Genomic DNA, 20,956 nt, shown 5'->3' with positions numbered 1-20,956 from the left:
GATCTGGGAAATGTCGAGTCGTGCGATGCTGGTTTTTGCAGCAATAAGCGGGTTTGTCTATGTGATGCTGGGTGCTTTTGGCGCCCACGTATTGAGTAAATCGCTGGGGTCAGCGGAAATGGCCTGGATTAAAACCGGTCTGGATTACCAGGCGTTCCATACGCTGGCGATCATGGGTCTGGCTGCGGCGATGATCCGCCGGGCTAATTTCTGGTTTTACTGGAGCAGCGCTTTACTGGCCCTGGGGACGGTGTTGTTCAGTGGCAGCTTATATTGTCTGGCACTCTCGCACCTGAAGCTGTGGGTTTTCGTTACACCAATCGGCGGCACCTGCTTCCTGATTGGCTGGATTTTGATGTTGGTTGGCGCGCTGCGTCTGAAAAAAAGGGCAGAACGCCATGAATAAAGTATTACTGTATTGCCGTCAGGGCTTTGAGAAAGAGTGTGCGGCAGAAATTACCGCTAAAGCCGCCCAGCGTGAAGTGTTTGGCTTTGCGCGGGTAAAAGACGATTCCGGCTACGTGCTGTTTGAGTGCTATCAGGCGGAAGAAGCGGAAAAGCTGATTGCCGAGCTGCCTTTCAGCGAGCTGATTTTTGCCCGCCAGATGATTGTGGTCGGCGAACTGCTGCGCGACCTGCCGCCGGAAGACCGCGTTACGCCGGTGACCGGCATGCTGACCGGCTTTGTCGAGAAGGGCGGCGAACTGCGTGTCGAAGTACCCGACACTAACGAAAGCAAAGAGCTGCTCAAGTTTTGCCGTAAGTTCACCGTACCGCTGCGCAGCAGCCTGCGTGCCGCGGGCATTTTGCTGAAGTACGAGACCGATCGCCGTCCGGTGGTGCACGTGTTCTTTATCGCCCCAGGCTGTTGCTACGTTGGCTACTCAATGCCGAAAAACAACTCGCCGCTGTTTATGGGCATCCAGCGTCTGAAGTTTCCTTCCGATGCACCAAGCCGTTCCACGCTGAAGCTGGAAGAAGCCTTCCACGCTTTCATCCCGGCCGATGAATGGGATGAGCGTTTGGGCAGCGGATTGTTCGCGGTAGATTTAGGCGCCTGTCCAGGCGGCTGGACCTATCAGCTGGTGAAACGCAGCATGATGGTTCATGCGGTGGATAATGGCCCGATGGCGCCAAGCCTGATGGATACCGGTCAGGTGTTTCACCACCGTGAAGACGGCTTCAAATACCGCCCAACCCGCAGCAATATCTACTGGGTGGTGTGCGACATGGTTGAGAAACCGGTGCGCGTTGCCAACCTGATGGCCGACTGGGTGGTTAACGGCTGGTGCCGTGAGGCGATCTTTAACCTCAAGCTGCCGATGAAAAAGCGTTATGAGGAAGTGTCGCAAAACCTGGCGATGATCGACGAGAAGCTGAAGGCCAACGGCATTAATGCCCAGATCCAGGCCCGTCAGCTGTATCACGATCGTGAAGAAGTGACGGTGCACATTCGCCGCATCTGGGCTGCAGAGCCCGGACGTCGTGACGAGAAGTAAGCTTCTTCAGGAAAGCTCGCCAAACAGACGAGCATCAGCAGAAAATTGCCCGGCCATTTACCCCATGGCCGGGCGATCAGAGGCGATCGGGCAAGCGTAACTCTTTCAGATTTCCTTCCAGCACCAAATCCGTTTTCAGCGTGGCGACCTGCCGGCAAATCTCTGCCATCTGCTGATGTTCCTGAAGCTTCTTCTGCCACTTTGTCGGCACCGAGGCAAGCTGCTGATAGACAGCGTCCAGCGTACCAAACTCCCTTAACAGCTCCGCCGCGCTTTTGGCGCCAATTCCCGCTACGCCTGGGATCTTACTGCTGCTAATGCCTGCCAGCCCCCAGTAATCGGTCAGCTGTGCGGGCGACACGCCAAATTCCGCGTCGATAAAAGGCACATCCAGCCAGCGTTTCTGGAAATAATCACGGATCTGGATCGCGGGTGCCAGCAGCTGGCAATAGCCTTTATCGGTCGAGACGATGGTGGCCTGATGGCCGCCAGCCGCCACTTTGCAAGCCAGCGTGGCCGCCAGATCGTCGGCTTCTTCACCGGCAACCTGCCAGCAGGCCACGCCAGCGGCAGCAAAAGCGGCGCGCAGCAGCGGCATCTCCTCATGCAGGCTGTCCGGCATTGGCGTGCGGCCGGCTTTGTAGCCCGGCAGCAGCTGATGTCGCCAGCCTTCATGACGTTCGTCATCGTCAAACACGGCCACCGCATGGGTGGGATTGCTGTGGCGGATTAACTGGTGCAGGGCATTGACGCAGGTTTCCTGGCACGGGGAACCCTGCACAGCATGGATACGGCGGATCAGGTTCAGGGCATCAACAATCAGCAAATGAATAGTCATAAGTACCACGAAGGCGGAGCGACCCAAGAGCCGCTCCGGTTGGGAGTGTTATTTGATGATTTCGTAGCAGGGGATGTAGGCCGTGCCCGGCAGCTTCATGCGGTGTTGAGCAACAAATCCCTGTAACAAATCGTCCATGCGGCGCATCATTTCCGGATCGCCATGCAGCTTATACGGGCCTTTTTCTTTGATCGCCTTGATGCCCATATCCTTCACGTTCCCGGCAACGATGCCCGAGAAAGCCCGGCGCAGCGCGGCAGCAAGCTGCTCGGCAGGCTGGTCAGGGTGAAGATTCAGGTTGGCCATATTTTCATGCGTTGGCATAAACGGCACCTGAAGATCCGGCGCGATACGAATCGACCAGTTAAAGCTGTAAGCATCGCCGGTTTCACGACGGTGCTCTTTCACTTTCGGCATCGCTTGCTTCATTAGTCGAGCCACTTCCGGCGCATCATCAATGATGATGGTGTAGTGCTGGCGGGCCGCTTCGCCCAGCGTGCTGACGATAAATTCATCCAGCACGTTAAAGTAGTCTGCACTCTCTTTGGGGCCGGTCAGGATCAGCGGCAACACCTGATCCTGATTGTGCGGATTCATCAAAATACCCAGCAGGTAAAGCAGCTCTTCAGCCGTTCCTACGCCGCCTGGGAAGATGATGATGCCGTGGGCGATACGGACAAACGCTTCAAGGCGCTTTTCAATATCCGGCATGATAATCAGCTCATTGACCAGCGGGTTCGGTGGCTCAGCGGCAATAATGGACGGCTCGGTCAGACCAATAAAGCGACCTTCTTTATAGCGCTGCTGAGCATGGCCCACCGCCGCGCCTTTCATTGGCGCTTCCATCACACCCGGCCCACAGCCGGTGCAGATATTCAGCTCACGTAAACCTAACTGCGAGCCGACATTACGGCAGTATTGATATTCCACCGCGTTAATTGAGTGGCCACCCCAGCACACCACGGTATTGGGTTCTTCGCCAATGTGCAGCGCACGGGCGTTGCGCAGGATTGAGAACACCATATTGGTCAGCTGCACGGTGTCTTCAATATCCAGATTCTGGAAACGTTCGTTGCTGTTGAGCTGGCCGTTTACAAACAGAATATCGCGCAGCACCGCAAACAGGTTGGCCTGCAGGGAACGAATAATCCGGCCATCAACAAAGGCCTCTTCCGGTGGATTGATCAATTCCAGCTTCACGCCGCGCTCACGACGCAGGACGTTGATATCAAAATTCTCAAAACGAGAAAGCAACTCATGGCTGCTGTCGGTCTGACTTCCGGAGTTAAGTACGGCAAGAGAACAGTTGCGGAATAACTGGTAAAGGTCGCTGCTGGCAGTCTGCTTCAGCATATCGACTTCCAGTTGAGACAGCAGATCCATTGAGCCCAACGGGCTGACATGTGTAATCAAATTAACTCCTTTACACCCATCCGGGTGATCGTCACTCCATGGTCTGACCCGCTAAAACAGGCCGGACGCGGAGAGTAAAATCCCTGAGCCCGGTGATTACCTGAGCCCACTCCAGAGTAGCCTTGTCAGCAGGGATTTAACAAGGTGTCGCGCGATGCTTATGCGGCGCGGCGCGCAAAAACTTCGGGGATTACTGGCGGACCAGCCGAGAATGCCCCGGTCTGAACTCGCCATTGCTGCGCCATGGGTTGATATCCAGGCCACCGCGTCGGGTATAACGGGCATAGACGCTGAGCTTTTCCGGCTTACAGAAGCGCAGGATGTCGTTAAAAATACGTTCGACGCACTGTTCGTGAAATTCGTTGTGATGGCGGAAAGAGACCAGATAGCGCAGCAGTGCTTCGCGCTGGATGCGCGGCCCGCGATAGCTGATCTGCACCGAGCCCCAGTCGGGCTGATTGGTGATCAGGCAGTTAGACTTCAGCAAATGGCTGACCAGCTGCTCTTCCACAATTTCTGGCTGCGTTGCCTGCTCAAGGTAATCCGTGGTGAACTGGTAATTATCAATTTCGATATCCTGTTCATCAATGCAGGAGCCGGCAAAATGGCCAATCGGCTGGCCTTCCACTTCCTGCAGGCGGAACAGGGCGACGGTGACCTTACCTTCAGCACAGGCGCTGAGGTCGCGTTCCAGCGCGGCCCGCACGTCGCCCCAGTCGGCAAATTTGGTCTGATTGAAGCTGTTCAGATAGAGCTTAAAGCTTTTGGATTCGATCAGGTTGACGCTGTCGGCCTGCAGGGTGATTTCGCCCACCGCGACCTGTGGCAGGCCTTTCGCGTTCAGCCAGGACAGCTCATACAGCGTCCAGATATCGGCACCGTGGAAGGGCAGGCTATCGGGATACAGACCCAGAGGTTCGCGATTCATGCTGCGCGGAACGGCTTGCAGTAAAGAGGGTTGGTATTTATCGTGGTATTCTGTTGGCTTGCCGAGCGTCAGGTTGCTTAGCGCCTGATGTGGATCCGTTAAAGACATCGTAATAACCTTATGGCCTGCCGTTTGCAGGCGGTAGAGCAGAATGCAGAGATAGCCTTAGTGTAACTCAGGCTACAGAGAGTGAAAAAAGAATGATTGAAGAAACCAGCCGTGCCTTAACCGAGTTTACGCAAAAATATTGTGACGAATGGGACCGTGTATGCGGCCATCCGCCAGCCAGCGTGGAATTACTGGGTGTGCCTTCACCTTGCGTGCAGCAGACCGGTGCCGACGAACTTTACTGGCTGCCGCAGCCGTTCACTCTGGCGCAGAACCTCGAAGCGGTTGAACGCGCCATTGAGTTCCGCATCCAGCCTTCCGTTGCCGCCTGGTACAGTACGCAATTTGCGGGCGATATGACGGCCACGTTTGGCGGAAAAGCCTGCACCTTGCTGCAAACCTGGAGCGAAGAGGATTACCTGCGGGTGCAGGAAAATCTTATCGGCCATCTGGTGATGAAGCGTCGCTTGAAACAGTCGCCAACGCTGTTTATCGCCACCACGGATTCGGAGCTGGAAGTGATTTCGGTCTGCAATCTGACCGGCGAAGTGATTCTGGAGCAGTTGGGAACGGAAAAGCGCAGTCTGCTAGCGCCTGATTTGGAACAGTTTATCGCTGAGTTGCAGGTTGAACTGCCGGCAGGCCGAAAAGGGTAATTTTTCTGTGAGACATCTCTCACACTCGCTGTGAGAGATCGCTAGAAATATCGCGGGCATATGAACAGGTTTTTTCACTAATTGATTATTAATCAACGCGATAGTGCTTCCACCTTGCCAGCTTCACCTCAATTACCCCGGATTTTAACGCCAGCCATATTGTTTGCTTATGTCAATTTGGCAAAATAGCCTAATCAGAACGGATTCTGTGACTTAAGGATTGAGTCAGGACCCCCTCTGGATGAGGTTGCAAGGAAATCTTCAGGATGAAGAAAGGATGTCTCAGGATGAGATCAGGGACACCTCCAGGATGGAGAAGTGAGCTGTCAAAGACGATAGCGAGACAGGACGCAAGGGATTATCACCAGAAAGGTGATTTGTAAGGAAAACTGGGGACAAAGTTATCAAGGACGAGCAGGGAGCATTAGCGTGGCGGGATTGCTGCAAACGAACCGGGAGCACTGTTATTACAGTGCTCCTTTTTTTTGTCGCTATTTTCCCAATCCGGGCGCGAGTGGTATGCTTGCGGCCATTAAAAACCGGATAACAGGGAGCAGCCAATGAGCCGCGAACAACAGGTTCTGCTTCGCCTTCAGGCGATTGAACAACTACTGCACGATAAAGGGCTGTGGCAGTCCATCCCACCTGAAAGCGAGGCTTTCAACAGCGTGGAACCTTTCTGCGTCGATACCATGATGCCGCTGCAATGGCTTCAGTGGATCTTCCTGCCAAGAATGCATGCGCTGATCGATGCCGGCACCGAACTGCCGGTGAAATTAGCCCTCGCGCCGTATTACGAAATGGCCCTTGAAGCCGATATGCCCGAGCGCACCAGCCTGCTGCATGTCCTTGTCGCGCTGGATGATCTGTTTGAGCATGATGCCTGATGCTTGAGATCCTTTATCAGGACCAGTGGCTGGTTGCCGTCAATAAACCGGCCGGCTGGTTGGTCCACCGCAGCTGGTTAGATCGCCATGAAACGGTGTTCGTGATGCAGACCCTGCGCGACCAGATTGGTCAGCATGTTTTCACCGTACACCGGTTGGATCGCCCGACGTCCGGCGTGCTGCTGCTGGCGTTATCGAGCGAGGTAGCGCGCCTGCTGTCGCAACAGTTCGAACAGCATGCGATGCAGAAAACCTACCATGCGGTGGTCAGAGGCTGGCTGGAAGGGGAAGAGACCCTCGACTATGCGCTGACCGAAGAGCTGGACAAAATCGCTGATAAATTCACTAACCCGGACAAAGCGCCACAGCCTGCGGTAACCCACTGGAAATCGCTGGCCAAAGCTGAGCTGCCGGTCGCGGTCAGTCGCTACGACTCTTCGCGCTTCAGCCTGGTCGAACTCAAGCCTGAAACCGGGCGCAAACACCAGCTGCGCCGTCATTTACGCCATCTTCGCCATCCGATTATCGGCGACAGCGCGCACGGCGATCTGAAACAAAACCGTAGCGCGGCGCAGCACTTCGGCATGAAGCGTCTGATGCTGCATGCCAGCGAGCTGAGTCTGCTGCATCCGGTTACCGGTGAACCGCTGGTACTGCGTGCCGGCCTCGATTCGGTGTGGCAAGGGTGCATGACCGCCTTTTGTTGGCAGGAGTGCCTTCCGCATATCCCAAGGGTTGAGTTTGTGGCGGCTAACCTGCAGGATAGTCCCTCAGAATAAGCGCCAGCAATGGAGAAAAGCATGGCTCAGGTAGGTATTTTTGTAGGCACCGTTTACGGTAATGCGCTGCTGGTGGCGGAAGAGGCTGAACCTCTGCTGATCGACCAGGGACATCAGGTTAAGATTTTTGAAGATCCGACGCTGGATGACTGGCAGCGTTATGCCGATCATGTGGCGCTGATTATCACCTCCACCACCGGTCAGGGTGATTTGCCGGACAGCATCGCTCCGCTGTTTCATGCCATCAAAGACAAGCTGGGCCATCAGCCGACGTTGCAGTACGGTGTGATTGCGTTGGGCGACAGCAGCTACGAAGATTTCTGTGGCGGCGGCAAGAAGTTTGATGCCCTGTTGCAGGAACACAGTGCTAAACGCGTGGGTGAGGTGCTGTTAGTGGATGCGACTGAGAACCCGGAACCGGAAGAGATCACTTCTCCGTGGATTGAAGACTGGGCAAAGCAGATCGGCTAAACCTTTGACGCTTTTCCCGACGCCGGTTGGGTCGGGCGCATCCTGGCATCAATAGCCGGATGCGCTCGCTGTTTGTCTCAGCCGTCAATCAGGTGACTGGCGCAGGGTTAAACACCGCCAGCGCATTGTGAATACCCCATCGATCGGACCAGGTTTGTTTACGTCCGCTGGCAATATCCAGAATCAGCTCAAACAAGCGCGTTCCCACCTGCTCAATACTCTCTTCTCCCGTGGCAATCGTTCCGGCATTAATATCCATCAGGTCGAACCATCTGTCGGCCAGCGCGTTGCGTGTCGCCATTTTGATCACCGGGATGGCGGCCAGGCCATAGGGTGTTCCCCGTCCGGTGGTAAACACCTGCAGGGTAATACCGGACGCCATCTGCTGCGTTCCGCAAACAAAATCACTGGCCGGGGTGGCGGCGTAGATCAGCCCGCGTCGGGTCGGACGCTGCCCTGGCGAAAGCACCTCTACAATCGGGCTGCGGCCGGATTTAGCGATCGAACCCAGCGCTTTTTCGACCACGTTGGCCAGCCCGCCTTTTTTATTGCCTGGCGAAGGGTTGGCGCTGCGGTCGGTCTGACCCATATTCAGGTAGTCGTCGTACCACGCCATCTCTTCCAGCAGGCGTTTGCCCACTTCTTCATTGATCACCCGTGGCGTCAGCAGATGAATGGCATCACGCACTTCCGTTACTTCAGAAAACATCACGGTGGCTCCACAGCGCACCAGCAAATCAGAGGCATAGCCTACGGCCGGATTCGCGGTCACGCCGGAGAAGGCGTCGCTGCCACCGCACTGCATACCGATAATCAATTCCGAAGCCGGAACCGTTTCGCGCTGCCGCTGATTCAGGCGCTGCAAATGCCGACGGGCCACCTGCAGGATATCGTCGACCATCGACTCAAATCCGATATGCTTTTCATCCTGCAGGCGCACAACATCTTCTTCGCCCAGCGAAATGGTCTGCACGTCGGGCGTGCCTTCCAGCAGGCGCTCAGGCTGAAGTTTCTCGCAGCCCAAACCGACCACCATCACTTCTCCACCGAAGTTGGCGTTCAGCGCCAGGTTGTGAATGGTGCGGATCGGCACGACGGCCGCGGGCGCGTTGATCGCCACGCCACAGCCGTACAGGTGATTTAATGCCACCACGCCATCAACGTTCGGGAACGCGGGCAGCAGGTCGCGCTCGATGATCTTCACCACATAATCGACCACGCCCGCGACGCAGTGAACGCTGGTGGTGATGGCCAGCAGATTGCGCGTGCCGACGCTGCCATCCGCATTGCGGTAGCCTTCAAAGGTATAGCCTTCCAGCGGCGGCAATGCCGGGGGAATATTGTTGGCAAGAGGCAGGCTGGACAGCTCCGGCGCTTCGGGCAGCACCACCAGCGATTCGTCAATCCAGCCACCGCGTGAGATATCCCTAACCGCATAGCCAATCACTTCGCCATAACGAATAATATTCGCGCCTTTGGCAATATCACTGAGAGCCACTTTGTGACCCTGAGGAATATGTTCTTTTAGTACCAACCCGCAAGGAAATTCAGTTCCCGCCACCAGGCCGTTATTATTTACCACGATGGCAACGTTATCGTTCTCATGGACCTTTATATAAAGGGGCGGATCGTTTTTTTGAATGTTCATTGCTCGACAATTCCTGAAAATAAGTAAGGTAAGCGTCTTTTATTCTCTCCGTGATGAACGATGCGTCCTTTTGTGCCTGAATCGTATTCTGCTGCCAAACAGTATAAAAGCCCGCCCGGTGGAAAACATTATGCAGATGTCTGACATACTGGCGGATGAGCGGGACTTTTTCTGGCATACGTACAGATATCAGTGAGAACGCTCACAAAGGCAAGGGGAAAGCCACCGGACTGTGACCGCCCACGCAGAACGGTCGGGTTCCGTGAGCCACCCCGCAAGGGGTTGTGCATATGCCATAAGAATATGAATATTTATGGCTTTTTATAGGGCTATTTACCGATGTATTCCGTTTGGGCTGTTCCTATACTTTTTAGCGAACAGAACGATGAGATATTGCCACGCTGCGTGAAAACTATTCTGCCAAATTAATCGCTGTGTTTAACCCAACATCATTCTGATACCCAACGCGATGTGTATGCAGTTCAGAGTGAAAGTAGCCTGACCGCTATATTTCAGGAGTGCATCATGAATTCAATCAGTAGTGCTGCGAGCGCCGTGCAAAAAAGAACAAATGCTCGCTACTGGATAGTGGTGATGTTATTTATCGTCACCTCTTTCAACTATGGCGACCGGGCCACCATCGCCATTGCCGGTTCCGCCATGTCCAAGGATATCGGGCTCAGCTCGGTAGGCCTGGGTTATATCTTCTCCGCATTCTCATGGGCTTATGTGATTGGCCAAATTCCGGGAGGCTGGCTGCTGGACCGCTTCGGGTCTAAACGCGTCTACTTCTGGAGTATCTTCCTCTGGTCACTGTTCACCTTACTGCAAGGCTTCGTGGATCTGTTCAGCGGCTTCACCATTATCGTCACGCTGTTTATGTTGCGATTCCTGGTCGGCCTGGCAGAGGCACCTTCCTTCCCGGGCAACAGCCGTATTGTTGCGGCCTGGTTCCCGGCGCAGGAGCGCGGCACCGCGGTCGCTATCTTTAACTCCGCACAGTACTTCGCCACGGTGATCTTCGCGCCGATTATGGGCTGGCTGGTCTCTTCCGTTGGCTGGGCGCACGTATTCTGGTTTATGGGTGGCCTCGGCATCATCCTCAGCTTTATCTGGCTGAAAGTGATCCACGATCCAAACGACCATCCGGGCGTCAACAAAGCCGAGTTGGAGTACATGGAGCAAGGCGGTGCGCTGATCAATATGGATCAGAAAAAAGAAGAACGTAAGGTGAGTTGGGCTGAGAAAAGGCATCAAATCAAACAGTTAGTCACCTCGCGTATGATGGTCGGCATCTACCTGGGCCAGTACTGCATTAACGCCTTAACCTATTTCTTTATCACCTGGTTCCCGGTCTATCTGGTGCAGGCGCGCGGCATGTCGATTCTGAAAGCCGGGATGGTCGCCTCAATCCCGGCGATCTGCGGCTTCCTTGGCGGCGTGCTGGGCGGGATTATTTCCGACTGGCTGATGCGCAAAACCGGCTCGCTGAATATCGCCCGTAAAACCCCAATTGTGCTCGGCATGTTGCTGTCGATTTCGATGGTGGTGTGTAACTACGTCGATACCGAATGGGTGGTGGTGTTCTTTATGGCGCTGGCGTTCTTCGGTAAAGGGATTGGTGCACTGGGCTGGGCGGTGATGGCGGATACCGCGCCGAAAGAGATCAGTGGCCTGAGCGGCGGTCTGTTCAATATGTTCGGCAACATCTCCGGCATCATTACGCCAATCGCCATCGGCTACATCATTGCGTCTACCGGCTCGTACAACGGTGCGCTGATTTATGTGGGTATCCATGCTTTTGTCGCCGTGCTGAGCTATCTGGTGCTGGTACAGGATATCAAACGCATCGAACTGAAACCTTTGTAAGGACGCGTTATGACCACGCAAAGCAGCCCTGTCATTACTGAGATGAAAGTCATTCCGGTGGCGGGCCACGACAGCATGCTGTTGAACATCGGCGGCGCGCATGGCGCCTTCTTCACCCGCAACATTGTGGTGTTAACGGACAGCGCCGGGCACACCGGCGTCGGGGAAGCGCCAGGCGGCGAAACCATTTACCAGACGCTGGTCGATGCCATCCCGCAGGTGATCGGTAAAGAAGTGGCCAGGATGAACAGCCTGGTGCAGCAGGTGCACAAAGGCAATCAGTCTGCGGACTTCGATACCTTTGGCAAAGGCGCCTGGACCTTCGAACTGCGGGTTAACGCGGTGGCTGCGCTGGAAGCCGCGCTGCTGGATTTACTGGGCAAATGCCTGAATGTGCCGGTGGCTGAACTGCTTGGACCCGGTAAACAGCGCGATGAAGTGACGGTGCTGGGCTACCTGTTCTACGTCGGCGACCGGGAGAAAAGCGATCTGCCGTATCTGGCGGGCGAGAAATCTGGCCACGACTGGTATCACCTGCGTCATCAAAAGGCGATGGACAGCGCCGCCATTGTTCGCCTGGGGGAAGCCGCACAGGATAAATATGGCTTCAGGGACTTCAAGCTGAAAGGCGGCGTTTTACCTGGCGAGCAGGAAATCGATGCCGTCAAAGCGATGAAGAAGCGATTCCCGGATGCGCGGATCACCGTTGATCCAAACGGTGCCTGGCACCTGGATGAAGCCATCGCGCTGTGCAAAGACCTGCAGGGGATTCTGACCTATGCCGAGGATCCCTGCGGCGCAGAGCAGGGCTACTCCGGCCGCGAAGTGATGGCGGAATTCCGCCGCGCTACCGGTCTGCCGGTCGCCACCAATATGATTGCCACTAACTGGCGCGAGATGAATCACGCGGTGATGCTGAATTCGGTCGATATCCCGCTGGCGGATCCGCATTTCTGGACCTTGAGCGGCGCGGTGCGCGTGGCGCAACTCTGTGATGACTGGGGGCTGACCTGGGGCTGTCACTCCAACAACCATTTCGATATCTCTCTGGCGATGTTTACCCACGTTGCCGCAGCCGCACCGGGCAAGCCGACCGCCATTGATACCCACTGGATCTGGCAGGAAGGCGACCAGCGCCTGACCAAAAATCCGCTACAGATCCGCCAGGGCAAAATTGCGGTCCCGGACGCACCGGGGCTGGGCGTTGAGCTGGACTGGGCGCAAATCGAGAAGGCCCACGAACTCTACAAAACGTTGCCTGGCGGCTCCCGTAATGACGCCACGTCGATGCAATATCTGGTCCCCGGCTGGACCTTCGATCGTAAACGTCCGGCCTTTGGACGCTGAACCCTGACAGGTAAGGAAGAGTTATGAACGCGATGACAGGAACCCCGTTAGTCACCGAAATGCAGGTTATCCCGGTGGCTGGTCACGACAGCATGTTGCTGAATCTGAGTGGTGCGCACGCGCCGTTTTTCACCCGCAATATCGTGATCATCAAAGACAACTCAGGCCACACTGGCGTGGGTGAAATTCCCGGCGGCGAGAAAATTCGTAAAACGCTGGAAGACGCGGCGCAGCTGATTATCGGCCACGGGTTGGGCGAATATAAAAACCTGCTGAGCCACGTGCGCGAAACTTTCGCCGATCGTGATGCCAGCGGCAGGGGAAATCAGACCTTCGATCTGCGCACCACCATTCATGTGGTTACCGGCATTGAAGCGGCGCTGCTGGATCTGCTGGGTCAGCACCTCGGCGTTAATGTGGCTTCGTTGCTCGGTGACGGTCAGCAGCGCGACCAGGTCGAAATGTTGGGCTACCTGTTCTACATCGGCGACAGCCGTAAGACCGACTTGCCTTACCAAAGTCAGCCCGAAGACAGCTGCGACTGGTATCGCCTGCGCCATGAGGAAGCGCTGAGCCCGGAAACGGTCGTGCGGCTGGCTGAAGCGGCCTACGAGAAATACGGCTTTAACGATTTCAAACTGAAAGGTGGCGTGCTGGCAGGCAGTGAAGAGGCCGAAGCGGTGACCGCACTGGCTAAACGCTTCCCGCAGGCAAGGATCACCCTCGATCCGAACGGCGCCTGGTCACTTAACGAGGCGATTGCGCTGGGCAAGCAGCTGAAGGGCGTGCTGGCGTATGCGGAAGATCCCTGTGGTGCCGAGCAGGGCTACTCCGGCCGTGAAGTGATGGCCGAGTTCCGCCGGGCAACCGGACTGCCGACCGCCACCAATATGATTGCCACCGACTGGCGGCAGATGGGCCATACTTTGTCCTTGCAGTCGGTCGATATTCCGCTGGCTGATCCGCACTTCTGGACCATGCAAGGTTCGGTTCGCGTGGCGCAGATGTGCCATGACTTTGGCCTCACCTGGGGTTCGCACTCCAATAATCATTTCGATATTTCGCTGGCGATGTTCACCCATGTGGCCGCCGCCGCGCCTGGCAAAATTACCGCCATCGATACCCACTGGATTTGGCAGGAAGGCAATCAGGGACTGACCCGACAACCGCTGCAAATTAAAGGCGGACGGGTGCAGGTTCCGCAACAACCGGGACTGGGCGTGGAGCTGGATATGGATAAAGTCATGCAGGCTCATCAGCTCTATCTGAAGCACGGACTGGGCGCGCGCGACGATGCGCAGGCCATGCAGTTCCTGGTGCCGAACTGGACCTTCGACAATAAACGCCCCTGTCTGGTGCGCTAATTTTCTTTCACAGGAGTTACTGATGAGCTACGTAAACAACCCCAACAGCTTCCGTCAGCGCCTGCTGGCCGGTGAAACCTTAATTGGCAGCTGGTGTGCCATGGCTAACCCGCTGACCACGGAAGTGCTTGGGCTGGCCGGTTTTGACTGGTTAGTGCTGGACGGTGAGCATGCGCCGAATGACATCACCACCTTTGTGCCGCAGCTGATGGCGCTGAAAGGTAGCCACAGTGCGCCGGTGGTACGTCCACCGACCAACGAGCCGGTGATCATCAAACGCCTGCTGGATATCGGTTTCTCCAACTTCCTGGTGCCTTTTGTCGAAACCGAAGAGGAAGCCATCCGCGCGGTCGCCTCCACCCGTTATCCGCCAGCCGGGATCCGTGGCGTCTCGGTTTCGCACCGCAGCAACATGTACGGCACGGTGCCGGACTACAACAACACCATCAACGATAACGTGACGGTGCTGGTGCAGATTGAAACCCAGCTGGGCGTCGACAACATTGATGCGATTGCTGCGGTCGACGGCGTGGACGGCATTTTTGTCGGCCCTGGCGACCTGTCCGCCGCGTTGGGCTACCTCGGCCAGCCCGCGCATCCGGAAGTGTTGAAAGTGATCAAATACCTGTTCGAGCGGGCCAAAGCCGCTGGCAAGCCAAGCGGTATCCTGGCGCCGGTCGAAGCCGATGCCCGTCGTTATCTGGAGTGGGGCGCTGGATTTGTTGCTGTAGGCAGCGACGTTGGCGTTTTCCGTGGTGCCACGCAGGCGCTGTGCGACCGCTTCAAAAAATAATCCCCCGAATCTGGAGAAGAAAAAATGAAAATTGGCTTTATTGGTCTGGGCATCATGGGCAAACCCATGAGCAAAAACCTGGTGAAAGCAGGTTACTCGTTAGTGGTTCGCGACCATAACCGCGAAAACGAAGCTGAGCTGGTAAGCCTGGGGGCGACGGTGGCCGGCAGCGCGAAAGAAGTGGCCGAGCAGAGCGATGTGATCATCACCATGCTGCCTAACTCACCCCAGGTGAAAGAAGCCCTGCTCGGTGAGGACAGCGTGATCCAGGGCGCAAAACCGGGCACTATCGTGATTGATATGAGTTCCATTGCGCCACTGGCCAGCCGTGAAATTCACGATGAGCTGGCGAAGAAAAGCATCTCGCTGCTGGATGCGCCGGTTAGCGGCGGCGAACCGAAAGCGATTGAAGGCACGCTGTCGGTGATGGTCGGCGGCGATAAAGAGCTGTTTGATCAGTGCTACGACATCATGAAAGCGATGGCGGGCTCGGTGGTGCACACCGGGGATATTGGTGCCGGTAACGTCACCAAGCTGGCAAATCAGGTGATTGTGGCGCTGAACATTGCCGCCATGTCCGAAGCGCTGACGCTGGCCACCAAGGCGGGCGTCAACCCGGAACTGGTGTTCCAGGCGATCCGTGGCGGTCTGGCCGGTAGCACCGTGCTGGAAGCCAAAGCGCCGATGGTGATGGATCGCAACTTCAAGCCTGGTTTCCGTATCGATCTGCATATCAAGGATTTAGCCAATGCGCTGGATACCTCTCACGGCGTGGGCGCGCAGCTGCCATTAACGGCGGCGGTGATGGAGATGATGCAGGCGGTGAAGGCCGATGGCATGGGCACGTCCGACCACAGCGCGCTGGCTTGCTACTATGAGAAGTTAGCGAAAGTGGAAATCACTAAATAGCCTATGGTCCGGCTTGTCCGCAGGCCGGTATCTGCACTTTTGGTTGAGGCCAGGTCAACGCGCCAGGAAACCGTATGAAAATAGTAATCGCACCGGATTCATATAAAGAGAGCCTGTCGGCTCAGCAGGTCGCCACGCAGATCGAGCTGGGGTTTCGCGAGATATTTCCCGACGCGCACTACGTTAAGCTGCCGGTAGCAGATGGCGGAGAGGGAACTGTCGAGGCGATGGTAGCGGCAACCAAAGGCAAAATAATTGAGCTTGATGTCACTGGCCCGCTGGGCGAAACGGTGAGCGCTTTTTACGGCTTATCCGGTGACGAAAGCTGCGCATTTATTGAGATGGCGGCGGCCAGCGGGCTGGAGCTGGTGCCGGCCGCCCAGCGCGATCCGCTGATCACCACCTCTTATGGCACCGGCGAGCTGATCCGTAACGCGCTGGATAAGGGTGTTGAGCACTTTATTATTGGCATCGGCGGCAGCGCCACCAATGATGGCGGTGCCGGGATGGTGCAGGCGCTGGGTGCACAGTTGCTGGACACGGACGGCCAGCAGATTGGTTATGGCGGTGGACAGCTGCCGGCCCTGGCCCGCATTGATATGAGCCAGTTCGATTCCCGCATTAAACACTGTCGCTTTGAAGTGGCCTGCGATGTCACCAATCCGTTGCTGGGTGAAGAAGGCGCGTCGGCCATTTTTGGTCCACAAAAAGGCGCAACGCCAGAACTGGTGAAACAGCTGGATAGCGCGCTGGCGCATTACGCCGGGGTGATCCGCCGCGATCTGGATAAAGATGTGCTGACCATTGCCGGCGGCGGCGCGGCGGGCGGCATGGGCGTGGCATTGCACGCTTTCTGCCAGGCAGAACTGCGTCGCGGTATCGAAATCGTTACCGAAGCGTTAGGGCTGGATGCGCTGGTGAAGGATGCGACACTGGTGATCACCGGTGAAGGCCGAATCGACAGCCAGTCCATTCACGGTAAAGTGCCGATTGGCGTGGCTCAGGTGGCGAAACGCTATAACAAACCGGTGATTGGTATTGCGGGCAGCCTGACCAAAGACGTGGGGATCGTGCATCAGCATGGTCTGGACGCGGTGTTCAGCGTGATTTACAGCATCTGCACGCTGGAAGAAGCGCTGGATAATGCCGCCGAAAACGTGCGTTTAAGCGCGCGCAATATTGCGGTGACGCTGGCAATAGGGCAAAAACTCTGACGGTTATCAGGCCGCTGTTTAGCGGCCATCCGGGCTTAAAGACTCAACCGATTTTTCGCCAGTCTGGCCACATTTTCCATCTCATCCAGCAGTTCAAACAGCTCCGGTTCCACCGCATCAATGCTGTCATGGGCACGCAGGCCTTGTTCCAGCTGCAGACAAAGCTGCTTCAGCCTTGGCACACCGCTATAGCTGGCGCTGCCGTGCAGTTTATGAATAATGTCACGCAGCGCCAGCGTATCGTCAGACGCCATATAGCTCTCTACCAGCCCCTTCACCTCCGGCAGGAAGTCCACCAGCATTTGCAGCAGATCGCGCGCCAAATCCGGCTTATTCGCCGCCTGACGCAGCGCCAGCTGCCAGTCCAGCGACGCCGGAACATCCTGCAGCTTCGCCGCCACCGCCAGTAATCCCGGCGTATAGCGCGCCAGCAGCTGGCTCAGTTTGGCTTCATCAATCGGCTTGGCGAGATAGTCGTTCATCCCGGCTTCAATCAGGTGCTCTTTCTCACCATCCAGCGCATGGGCGGTCACCGCCACAATCGGCGTGGAAGCGTGCTGCGGGTAACTGCGGATGATTTCGCTGGCGCGGATGCCGTCGATATCCGGCATCTGAATATCCATCAGGATAATGTCCAGATTGCGCTGCTGCGCCTGCTTGATCGCCGCTTCACCGCTGTCGCACAACACGATATTTTCAACCTGCTCTTCCAGCAGCGCGCCAATCAGCTTGAGGTTGGCCGGATTATCACCCACCGCCATCACCGTCAGCGGCAGGCGCAGACGGGCAGGGAGGTAGACCGCTTCGCGGGTGTGGTTCTCAATCAGTACCGGCAGCAAACGCGTCAGGCTGACCGGCTTAATCAGGCAGGCGTTGACGCCGCGAGACTTCAGCTCCTCGGCATAAATCTGCATCTGGCAAGGCAGGGCCATGATCAGGTTATCGGCGCGTTTCAAGGCGGGCAGCAGCAGCTCGGCGGAGATTTCCCGGTCGGCCTGTTTGGTCACCGGCAGGCCCAGCAGCAGGGCATCAAAATGCCCGTCCGGCAGGCCATCCAGCGTGGTGCTGTAGCTGATGTTCATCTGCGTGGCGCCGAGCATTTCAAGCGTCGCTTTTGCCGCGGCACTGTTGGCTTCAACATACGCCAGGCGTTTGCCGATCAGGCAGTCCGTCGCCCGACGATCGCTATTGGCATTCGGATTCAGCGCCAGGTTGATATTGAACCAGAAGGTGGAACCCTGATTCATCCGGCTGTGCAGCGAGATTTCCCCACCCATTTCGTTCACCAGCTTCTGGGTGATCACCAGCCCAAGCCCGGTTCCGCCATGGCGACGGGAAATGCTGGCGTCGGCCTGACGGAACGCCTGGAACAGCTGCGACTGCTGCTTCTCGGAGATGCCAATACCGGTATCGTGGATCTGCACTTCCAGATTCACCCGGTTAGTGCTCAGCGAACGCAGCTCAATACGGATATCGATGTTGCCCCGCTCGGTAAATTTGATCGCGTTGCCTAACAGATTGATGATGATTTGCTGCAGACGCAGCGGATCGCCGATGGTGTTATCCGGCACCTCCGGCTGAATGCTGAGCGTTAATTCCAGCCCTTTTTCATGGGCCGACTGCGCCAGCAGCACCACCACTTCATCCAGCGTGTCGCGCAGCGGGAACGGGATGGTTTCCAGCACCAGCTTGCCCGCTTCCAGCTTGGAAAAGTCCAGCACGTCGTTGATGATGCTTAACAGGTTATTGGCCGACCGCTCGATGGTGTGCAGATAGTCGCGTTGGGTAATATTCAGCGGGGTTTTCAGCGTCTGGCGGGTAAAGCCGATCACGCCGTTCAGCGGCGTGCGCAACTCGTGCGACATATTTGCCAGGAACTCGGACTTGATCCTCGCAGCTTCCTGCGCGCGCTTTTTGGCTAAATCCAGCTCCACGTTCTGGATCTCCATCTGCTCCAGCGTTTCGCGCAGATCGGAGGTGGCCTGGTCGATATTTTGCTGCATCTCTTCGTGGTAGGCGGTTAACGACATGGCCATCGAGTTGATGCCGTTCTTCAGCATATCCAGCTCACCGAGCATATTGCCGTTGACCCGGCTGTCCAGCTGACCGCGACGAATGCGGTCAACGGTGCTGACCATATCGCGGATCGGGCTGGTGACATCGCGCATCAGGCGATAGGCAAAGTACATCGCCAGACACAAACAGAGCAGCAGCAGCAGGGTGGAGACAAATACCTCCTTATATTGCTGCAAACGCACCGACTGCAGATCTAATTCAATCGCCACATAGCCGAGGGGATTGCCGTCGGGTTTGGCATCTTCGCCGGGTGACTCGTCGGGATAATAGCTTTCAGAGACAATTGGCGTGCGCAGAATGACCGAATTGCCTTCGCGCTGATAGCTGAATAAATTCGACAGTTTTTGCCCGGCCGGCAGCCGCAGCTTATCGGCGTCGGTGTGAAAGTTCGAGGTGACGAATAGCTGATTTTGCGCGTCAAAAATCGAAATAGAGCGGACGATTTCCGAGTGGCGACGGTGCAGCAGGCTGACCAGCTGCCTGACCGACTCTTTACTGTGAAAGGTCATGCCATATTCACTGGCAACCGCCAGCGGCTCGATGATGTTGGCGCCCGCGTCCACTAACTGGTTCTGCAGCTCGTTATAGCGATGTACGATGAAAAACGTACTTAATAACAGGCCAATCATCAGCGTCGGGGCCAGTATTAAAATCATCATCCGTGCACGCAGGCTATATTTGGTCATAAACTTCCTTAAGAAAATCTCTTTCGCCCGGCCATCACGCGGGTCGAATTAATCCGTATGCTGGTGTAGGCTACGCACGCTTTTTAGTGGCTGACACAGCTGATTACTTTCGGGACAGGCGAATAATGGCGCAATTCTACTCTGCAAAACGGCGCGTGACGACCCGCCAGATCATCATAGTGACGGTTAATGACCTCGATGGATTTGGCCAGGGCGTGGCCAGGCATAATGGCAAAGCGCTGTTTATCGCAGGCGCGCTGCCGGGTGAGCAGGTGGAAGTCGATATCACCGAAGATAAACGCGCCTGGGCCAGGGGGAAAACGCGCAAAATCCTCAAGGCCAGCCCGGACCGCGTCACGCCAAAATGCCCGCACTTCACCGAATGTGGCGGCTGCCAGCAGCAGCACGTCTCACCTGCTTTACAACAGAGCAGCAAAGCCCAGGCGCTGTCGCGTCTGTTGAGCCAGCAAACCGGTCAGCCGGCCGAGGTCGATACCATCCTCTCTGGCGAGGCGTATGGCTATCGCCGTCGTGCCCGACTGGGCCTCAGCTACCAGCCGCGCAGCAAAACGCTGCAAATGGGATTCCGCAAGGCGGGCTCCAACGATCTGGTCTCTCTGACGCAATGCCCTATTTTAAAGCCCGAACTTAATGCATTGATCGCGCCGCTGCATCAGGTGTTGAGCACTTTACAGGCAGTCAGCACCTTAGGGCATATCGAGCTGGTGCTGGCCGATAACGGCCCGCTGCTGGTGTTGCGCCATCTTGAGCCATTAATTGCTGAGGATCGTGAAAAACTGGAACAGTTTTCGTATAAGCATAAGGTGGCGTTATACCTGGCAGCAGAAAGCGATACGCTGGAGCAGGTAAATGGGGAGATGCCGTTCTACCGCATCCATGACCTGACCCTGACGTTCAGCCCGCGCGATTTTATTCAGGTCAACGGCGCGCTGAACGAGCAAATGGTAAGCCAGGCGTTAGCATGGCTCGATTTACAACCGGAAGATCGGGTGCTTGACCTGTTTTGCGGCATGGGAAACTTCACGCTGCCTGTAGGAAAAGTCGTTAAAAATGTTACGGGTGTGGAGGGCGTTGCAGCATTAGCGGCAAAGGGTGGTTATAATGCCGCCCTGAATAATCTGAATAATGTCAGCTTCTTTCAGCACAACCTGGAAGAGGACGTGACGCGGCAGCCATGGGCCGCAGAGGGATTTAACAAGGTGTTATTGGATCCGGCCCGTGCCGGGGCGGCAGGCGTGATGGATCACATCATTAAACTTGCGCCCGAACGCGTGGTCTATGTTTCCTGTAATCCGACTACACTTGCTCGGGATAGTCAGAGTCTTCTGACCTCCGGCTACCAATTGGAAAGGATTACGCTGCTTGATATGTTTCCGCATACCGGGCACGTGGAATCCATGGTGTTATTTAGCCGAAAATAGGCGCCCGGACGGGCGTCAAGGCAGGAGAG

The 20,956-nt window shown here is 56.2% G+C and carries 18 protein-coding genes; 13 read left to right on the top strand and 5 right to left on the bottom strand.

Features of this window, described 5'->3' with window-relative positions; genetic code table 11:
• The first annotated feature begins 10 nt into the window (after nt 1-10).
• Nucleotides 11-406 (top strand): DUF423 domain-containing protein, encoded by a 396-nt coding sequence (locus tag E2F51_RS02340; protein WP_013203581.1) that lies wholly within the window; start codon nt 11-13, stop codon nt 404-406.
• Nucleotides 399-1,499 (top strand): 23S rRNA (cytidine(2498)-2'-O)-methyltransferase RlmM, encoded by a 1,101-nt coding sequence (rlmM, locus tag E2F51_RS02335; RefSeq protein ID WP_013203580.1) that lies wholly within the window; start codon nt 399-401, stop codon nt 1,497-1,499. The genes E2F51_RS02340 and rlmM overlap by 8 nt, the downstream gene beginning before the upstream one ends.
• 76 nt (nt 1,500-1,575) lie before the next feature.
• Here rlmM and xni read toward each other — a convergent pair whose 3' ends face one another.
• The 3 genes from xni to queF form a co-directional block, all read right to left on the bottom strand.
• Nucleotides 1,576-2,337 carry a flap endonuclease Xni gene (gene xni, locus E2F51_RS02330; RefSeq protein ID WP_013203579.1) on the bottom strand — a complete coding sequence of 254 codons (762 nt, stop codon included), beginning with the start codon at nt 2,335-2,337 and terminating at the stop codon, nt 1,576-1,578.
• A gap of 48 nt (nt 2,338-2,385) precedes the next feature.
• On the bottom strand, nt 2,386-3,750 hold the full coding sequence (ppnN, locus tag E2F51_RS02325) for a nucleotide 5'-monophosphate nucleosidase PpnN (protein ID WP_013203578.1): 1,365 nt from the start codon (nt 3,748-3,750) through the stop codon (nt 2,386-2,388).
• Nucleotides 3,751-3,940: 190 nt separating this feature from the next.
• The gene (queF, locus tag E2F51_RS02320) at nt 3,941-4,786 is read right to left on the bottom strand and encodes an NADPH-dependent 7-cyano-7-deazaguanine reductase QueF (RefSeq protein WP_013203577.1); all 846 of its coding nucleotides are present in this window, start codon (nt 4,784-4,786) and stop codon (nt 3,941-3,943) included.
• A gap of 92 nt (nt 4,787-4,878) precedes the next feature.
• Between queF and syd the strand changes: the two genes are divergently transcribed.
• From syd to E2F51_RS02300, 4 genes are all read left to right on the top strand, one after another.
• Nucleotides 4,879-5,442, top strand: coding sequence for a SecY-interacting protein (gene syd, locus E2F51_RS02315; RefSeq protein ID WP_013203576.1), 564 nt, complete (start codon nt 4,879-4,881; stop codon nt 5,440-5,442).
• A gap of 560 nt (nt 5,443-6,002) precedes the next feature.
• Nucleotides 6,003-6,329 carry a YqcC family protein gene (locus E2F51_RS02310; RefSeq protein ID WP_013203575.1) on the top strand — a complete coding sequence of 109 codons (327 nt, stop codon included), beginning with the start codon at nt 6,003-6,005 and terminating at the stop codon, nt 6,327-6,329.
• Nucleotides 6,329-7,108 (top strand): tRNA pseudouridine(65) synthase TruC, encoded by a 780-nt coding sequence (truC, locus tag E2F51_RS02305; protein WP_013203574.1) that lies wholly within the window; start codon nt 6,329-6,331, stop codon nt 7,106-7,108. Before E2F51_RS02310 ends, truC begins: the two co-directional genes overlap by 1 nt.
• 21 nt (nt 7,109-7,129) lie before the next feature.
• On the top strand, nt 7,130-7,579 hold the full coding sequence (locus tag E2F51_RS02300) for a flavodoxin (RefSeq protein ID WP_013203573.1): 450 nt from the start codon (nt 7,130-7,132) through the stop codon (nt 7,577-7,579).
• A gap of 88 nt (nt 7,580-7,667) precedes the next feature.
• Here the strand turns inward: E2F51_RS02300 and garD are convergent, their stop codons facing one another.
• Complete coding sequence (garD, locus tag E2F51_RS02295; protein ID WP_013203572.1) at nt 7,668-9,227, bottom strand: galactarate dehydratase; 1,560 nt, start codon at nt 9,225-9,227, stop codon at nt 7,668-7,670.
• 525 nt (nt 9,228-9,752) lie between these two features.
• Between garD and E2F51_RS02290 the strand changes: the two genes are divergently transcribed.
• From E2F51_RS02290 to E2F51_RS02265, 6 genes are all read left to right on the top strand, one after another.
• Nucleotides 9,753-11,096 (top strand): MFS transporter, encoded by a 1,344-nt coding sequence (locus E2F51_RS02290; RefSeq protein ID WP_134822641.1) that lies wholly within the window; start codon nt 9,753-9,755, stop codon nt 11,094-11,096.
• A 9-nt stretch (nt 11,097-11,105) separates the two neighbouring features.
• The gene (locus E2F51_RS02285; protein ID WP_013203569.1) at nt 11,106-12,443 is read left to right on the top strand and encodes an enolase C-terminal domain-like protein; all 1,338 of its coding nucleotides are present in this window, start codon (nt 11,106-11,108) and stop codon (nt 12,441-12,443) included.
• Between the two features lie 23 nt (nt 12,444-12,466).
• Nucleotides 12,467-13,807 (top strand): glucarate dehydratase, encoded by a 1,341-nt coding sequence (gene gudD, locus E2F51_RS02280; RefSeq protein ID WP_134822640.1) that lies wholly within the window; start codon nt 12,467-12,469, stop codon nt 13,805-13,807.
• Nucleotides 13,808-13,829: 22 nt separating this feature from the next.
• Nucleotides 13,830-14,600, top strand: a complete 771-nt coding sequence (gene garL, locus E2F51_RS02275) for a 2-dehydro-3-deoxyglucarate aldolase (protein WP_013203567.1) — start codon at nt 13,830-13,832, stop codon at nt 14,598-14,600.
• A gap of 24 nt (nt 14,601-14,624) precedes the next feature.
• Nucleotides 14,625-15,509 (top strand): 2-hydroxy-3-oxopropionate reductase, encoded by an 885-nt coding sequence (gene garR, locus E2F51_RS02270; RefSeq protein ID WP_013203566.1) that lies wholly within the window; start codon nt 14,625-14,627, stop codon nt 15,507-15,509.
• A gap of 74 nt (nt 15,510-15,583) precedes the next feature.
• A complete protein-coding gene (locus tag E2F51_RS02265) occupies nt 15,584-16,723 on the top strand; it encodes a glycerate kinase (RefSeq protein ID WP_134822639.1) in 1,140 nt (379 codons plus the stop codon).
• A gap of 35 nt (nt 16,724-16,758) precedes the next feature.
• Here the strand turns inward: E2F51_RS02265 and barA are convergent, their stop codons facing one another.
• Nucleotides 16,759-19,485: a two-component sensor histidine kinase BarA gene (barA, locus tag E2F51_RS02260; protein WP_134822638.1), complete on the bottom strand. Its 2,727-nt coding sequence runs from the start codon at nt 19,483-19,485 to the stop codon at nt 16,759-16,761.
• A gap of 125 nt (nt 19,486-19,610) precedes the next feature.
• Here barA and rlmD point away from each other — a divergent pair, with 125 nt between their 5' ends.
• Nucleotides 19,611-20,927: a 23S rRNA (uracil(1939)-C(5))-methyltransferase RlmD gene (gene rlmD, locus E2F51_RS02255; RefSeq protein ID WP_134822637.1), complete on the top strand. Its 1,317-nt coding sequence runs from the start codon at nt 19,611-19,613 to the stop codon at nt 20,925-20,927.
• The last annotated feature ends 29 nt before the right edge of the window (nt 20,928-20,956 follow it).

Origin of the sequence: Erwinia sp. QL-Z3, assembly GCF_004551645.1 — a bacterium.
In the GTDB taxonomy this organism is placed as follows: Bacteria; Pseudomonadota; Gammaproteobacteria; order Enterobacterales; family Enterobacteriaceae; genus Erwinia; species Erwinia billingiae.
Note: the sequence above shows the minus strand (reverse complement) of the source record. Positions and strands in the feature narration are given on the sequence as shown.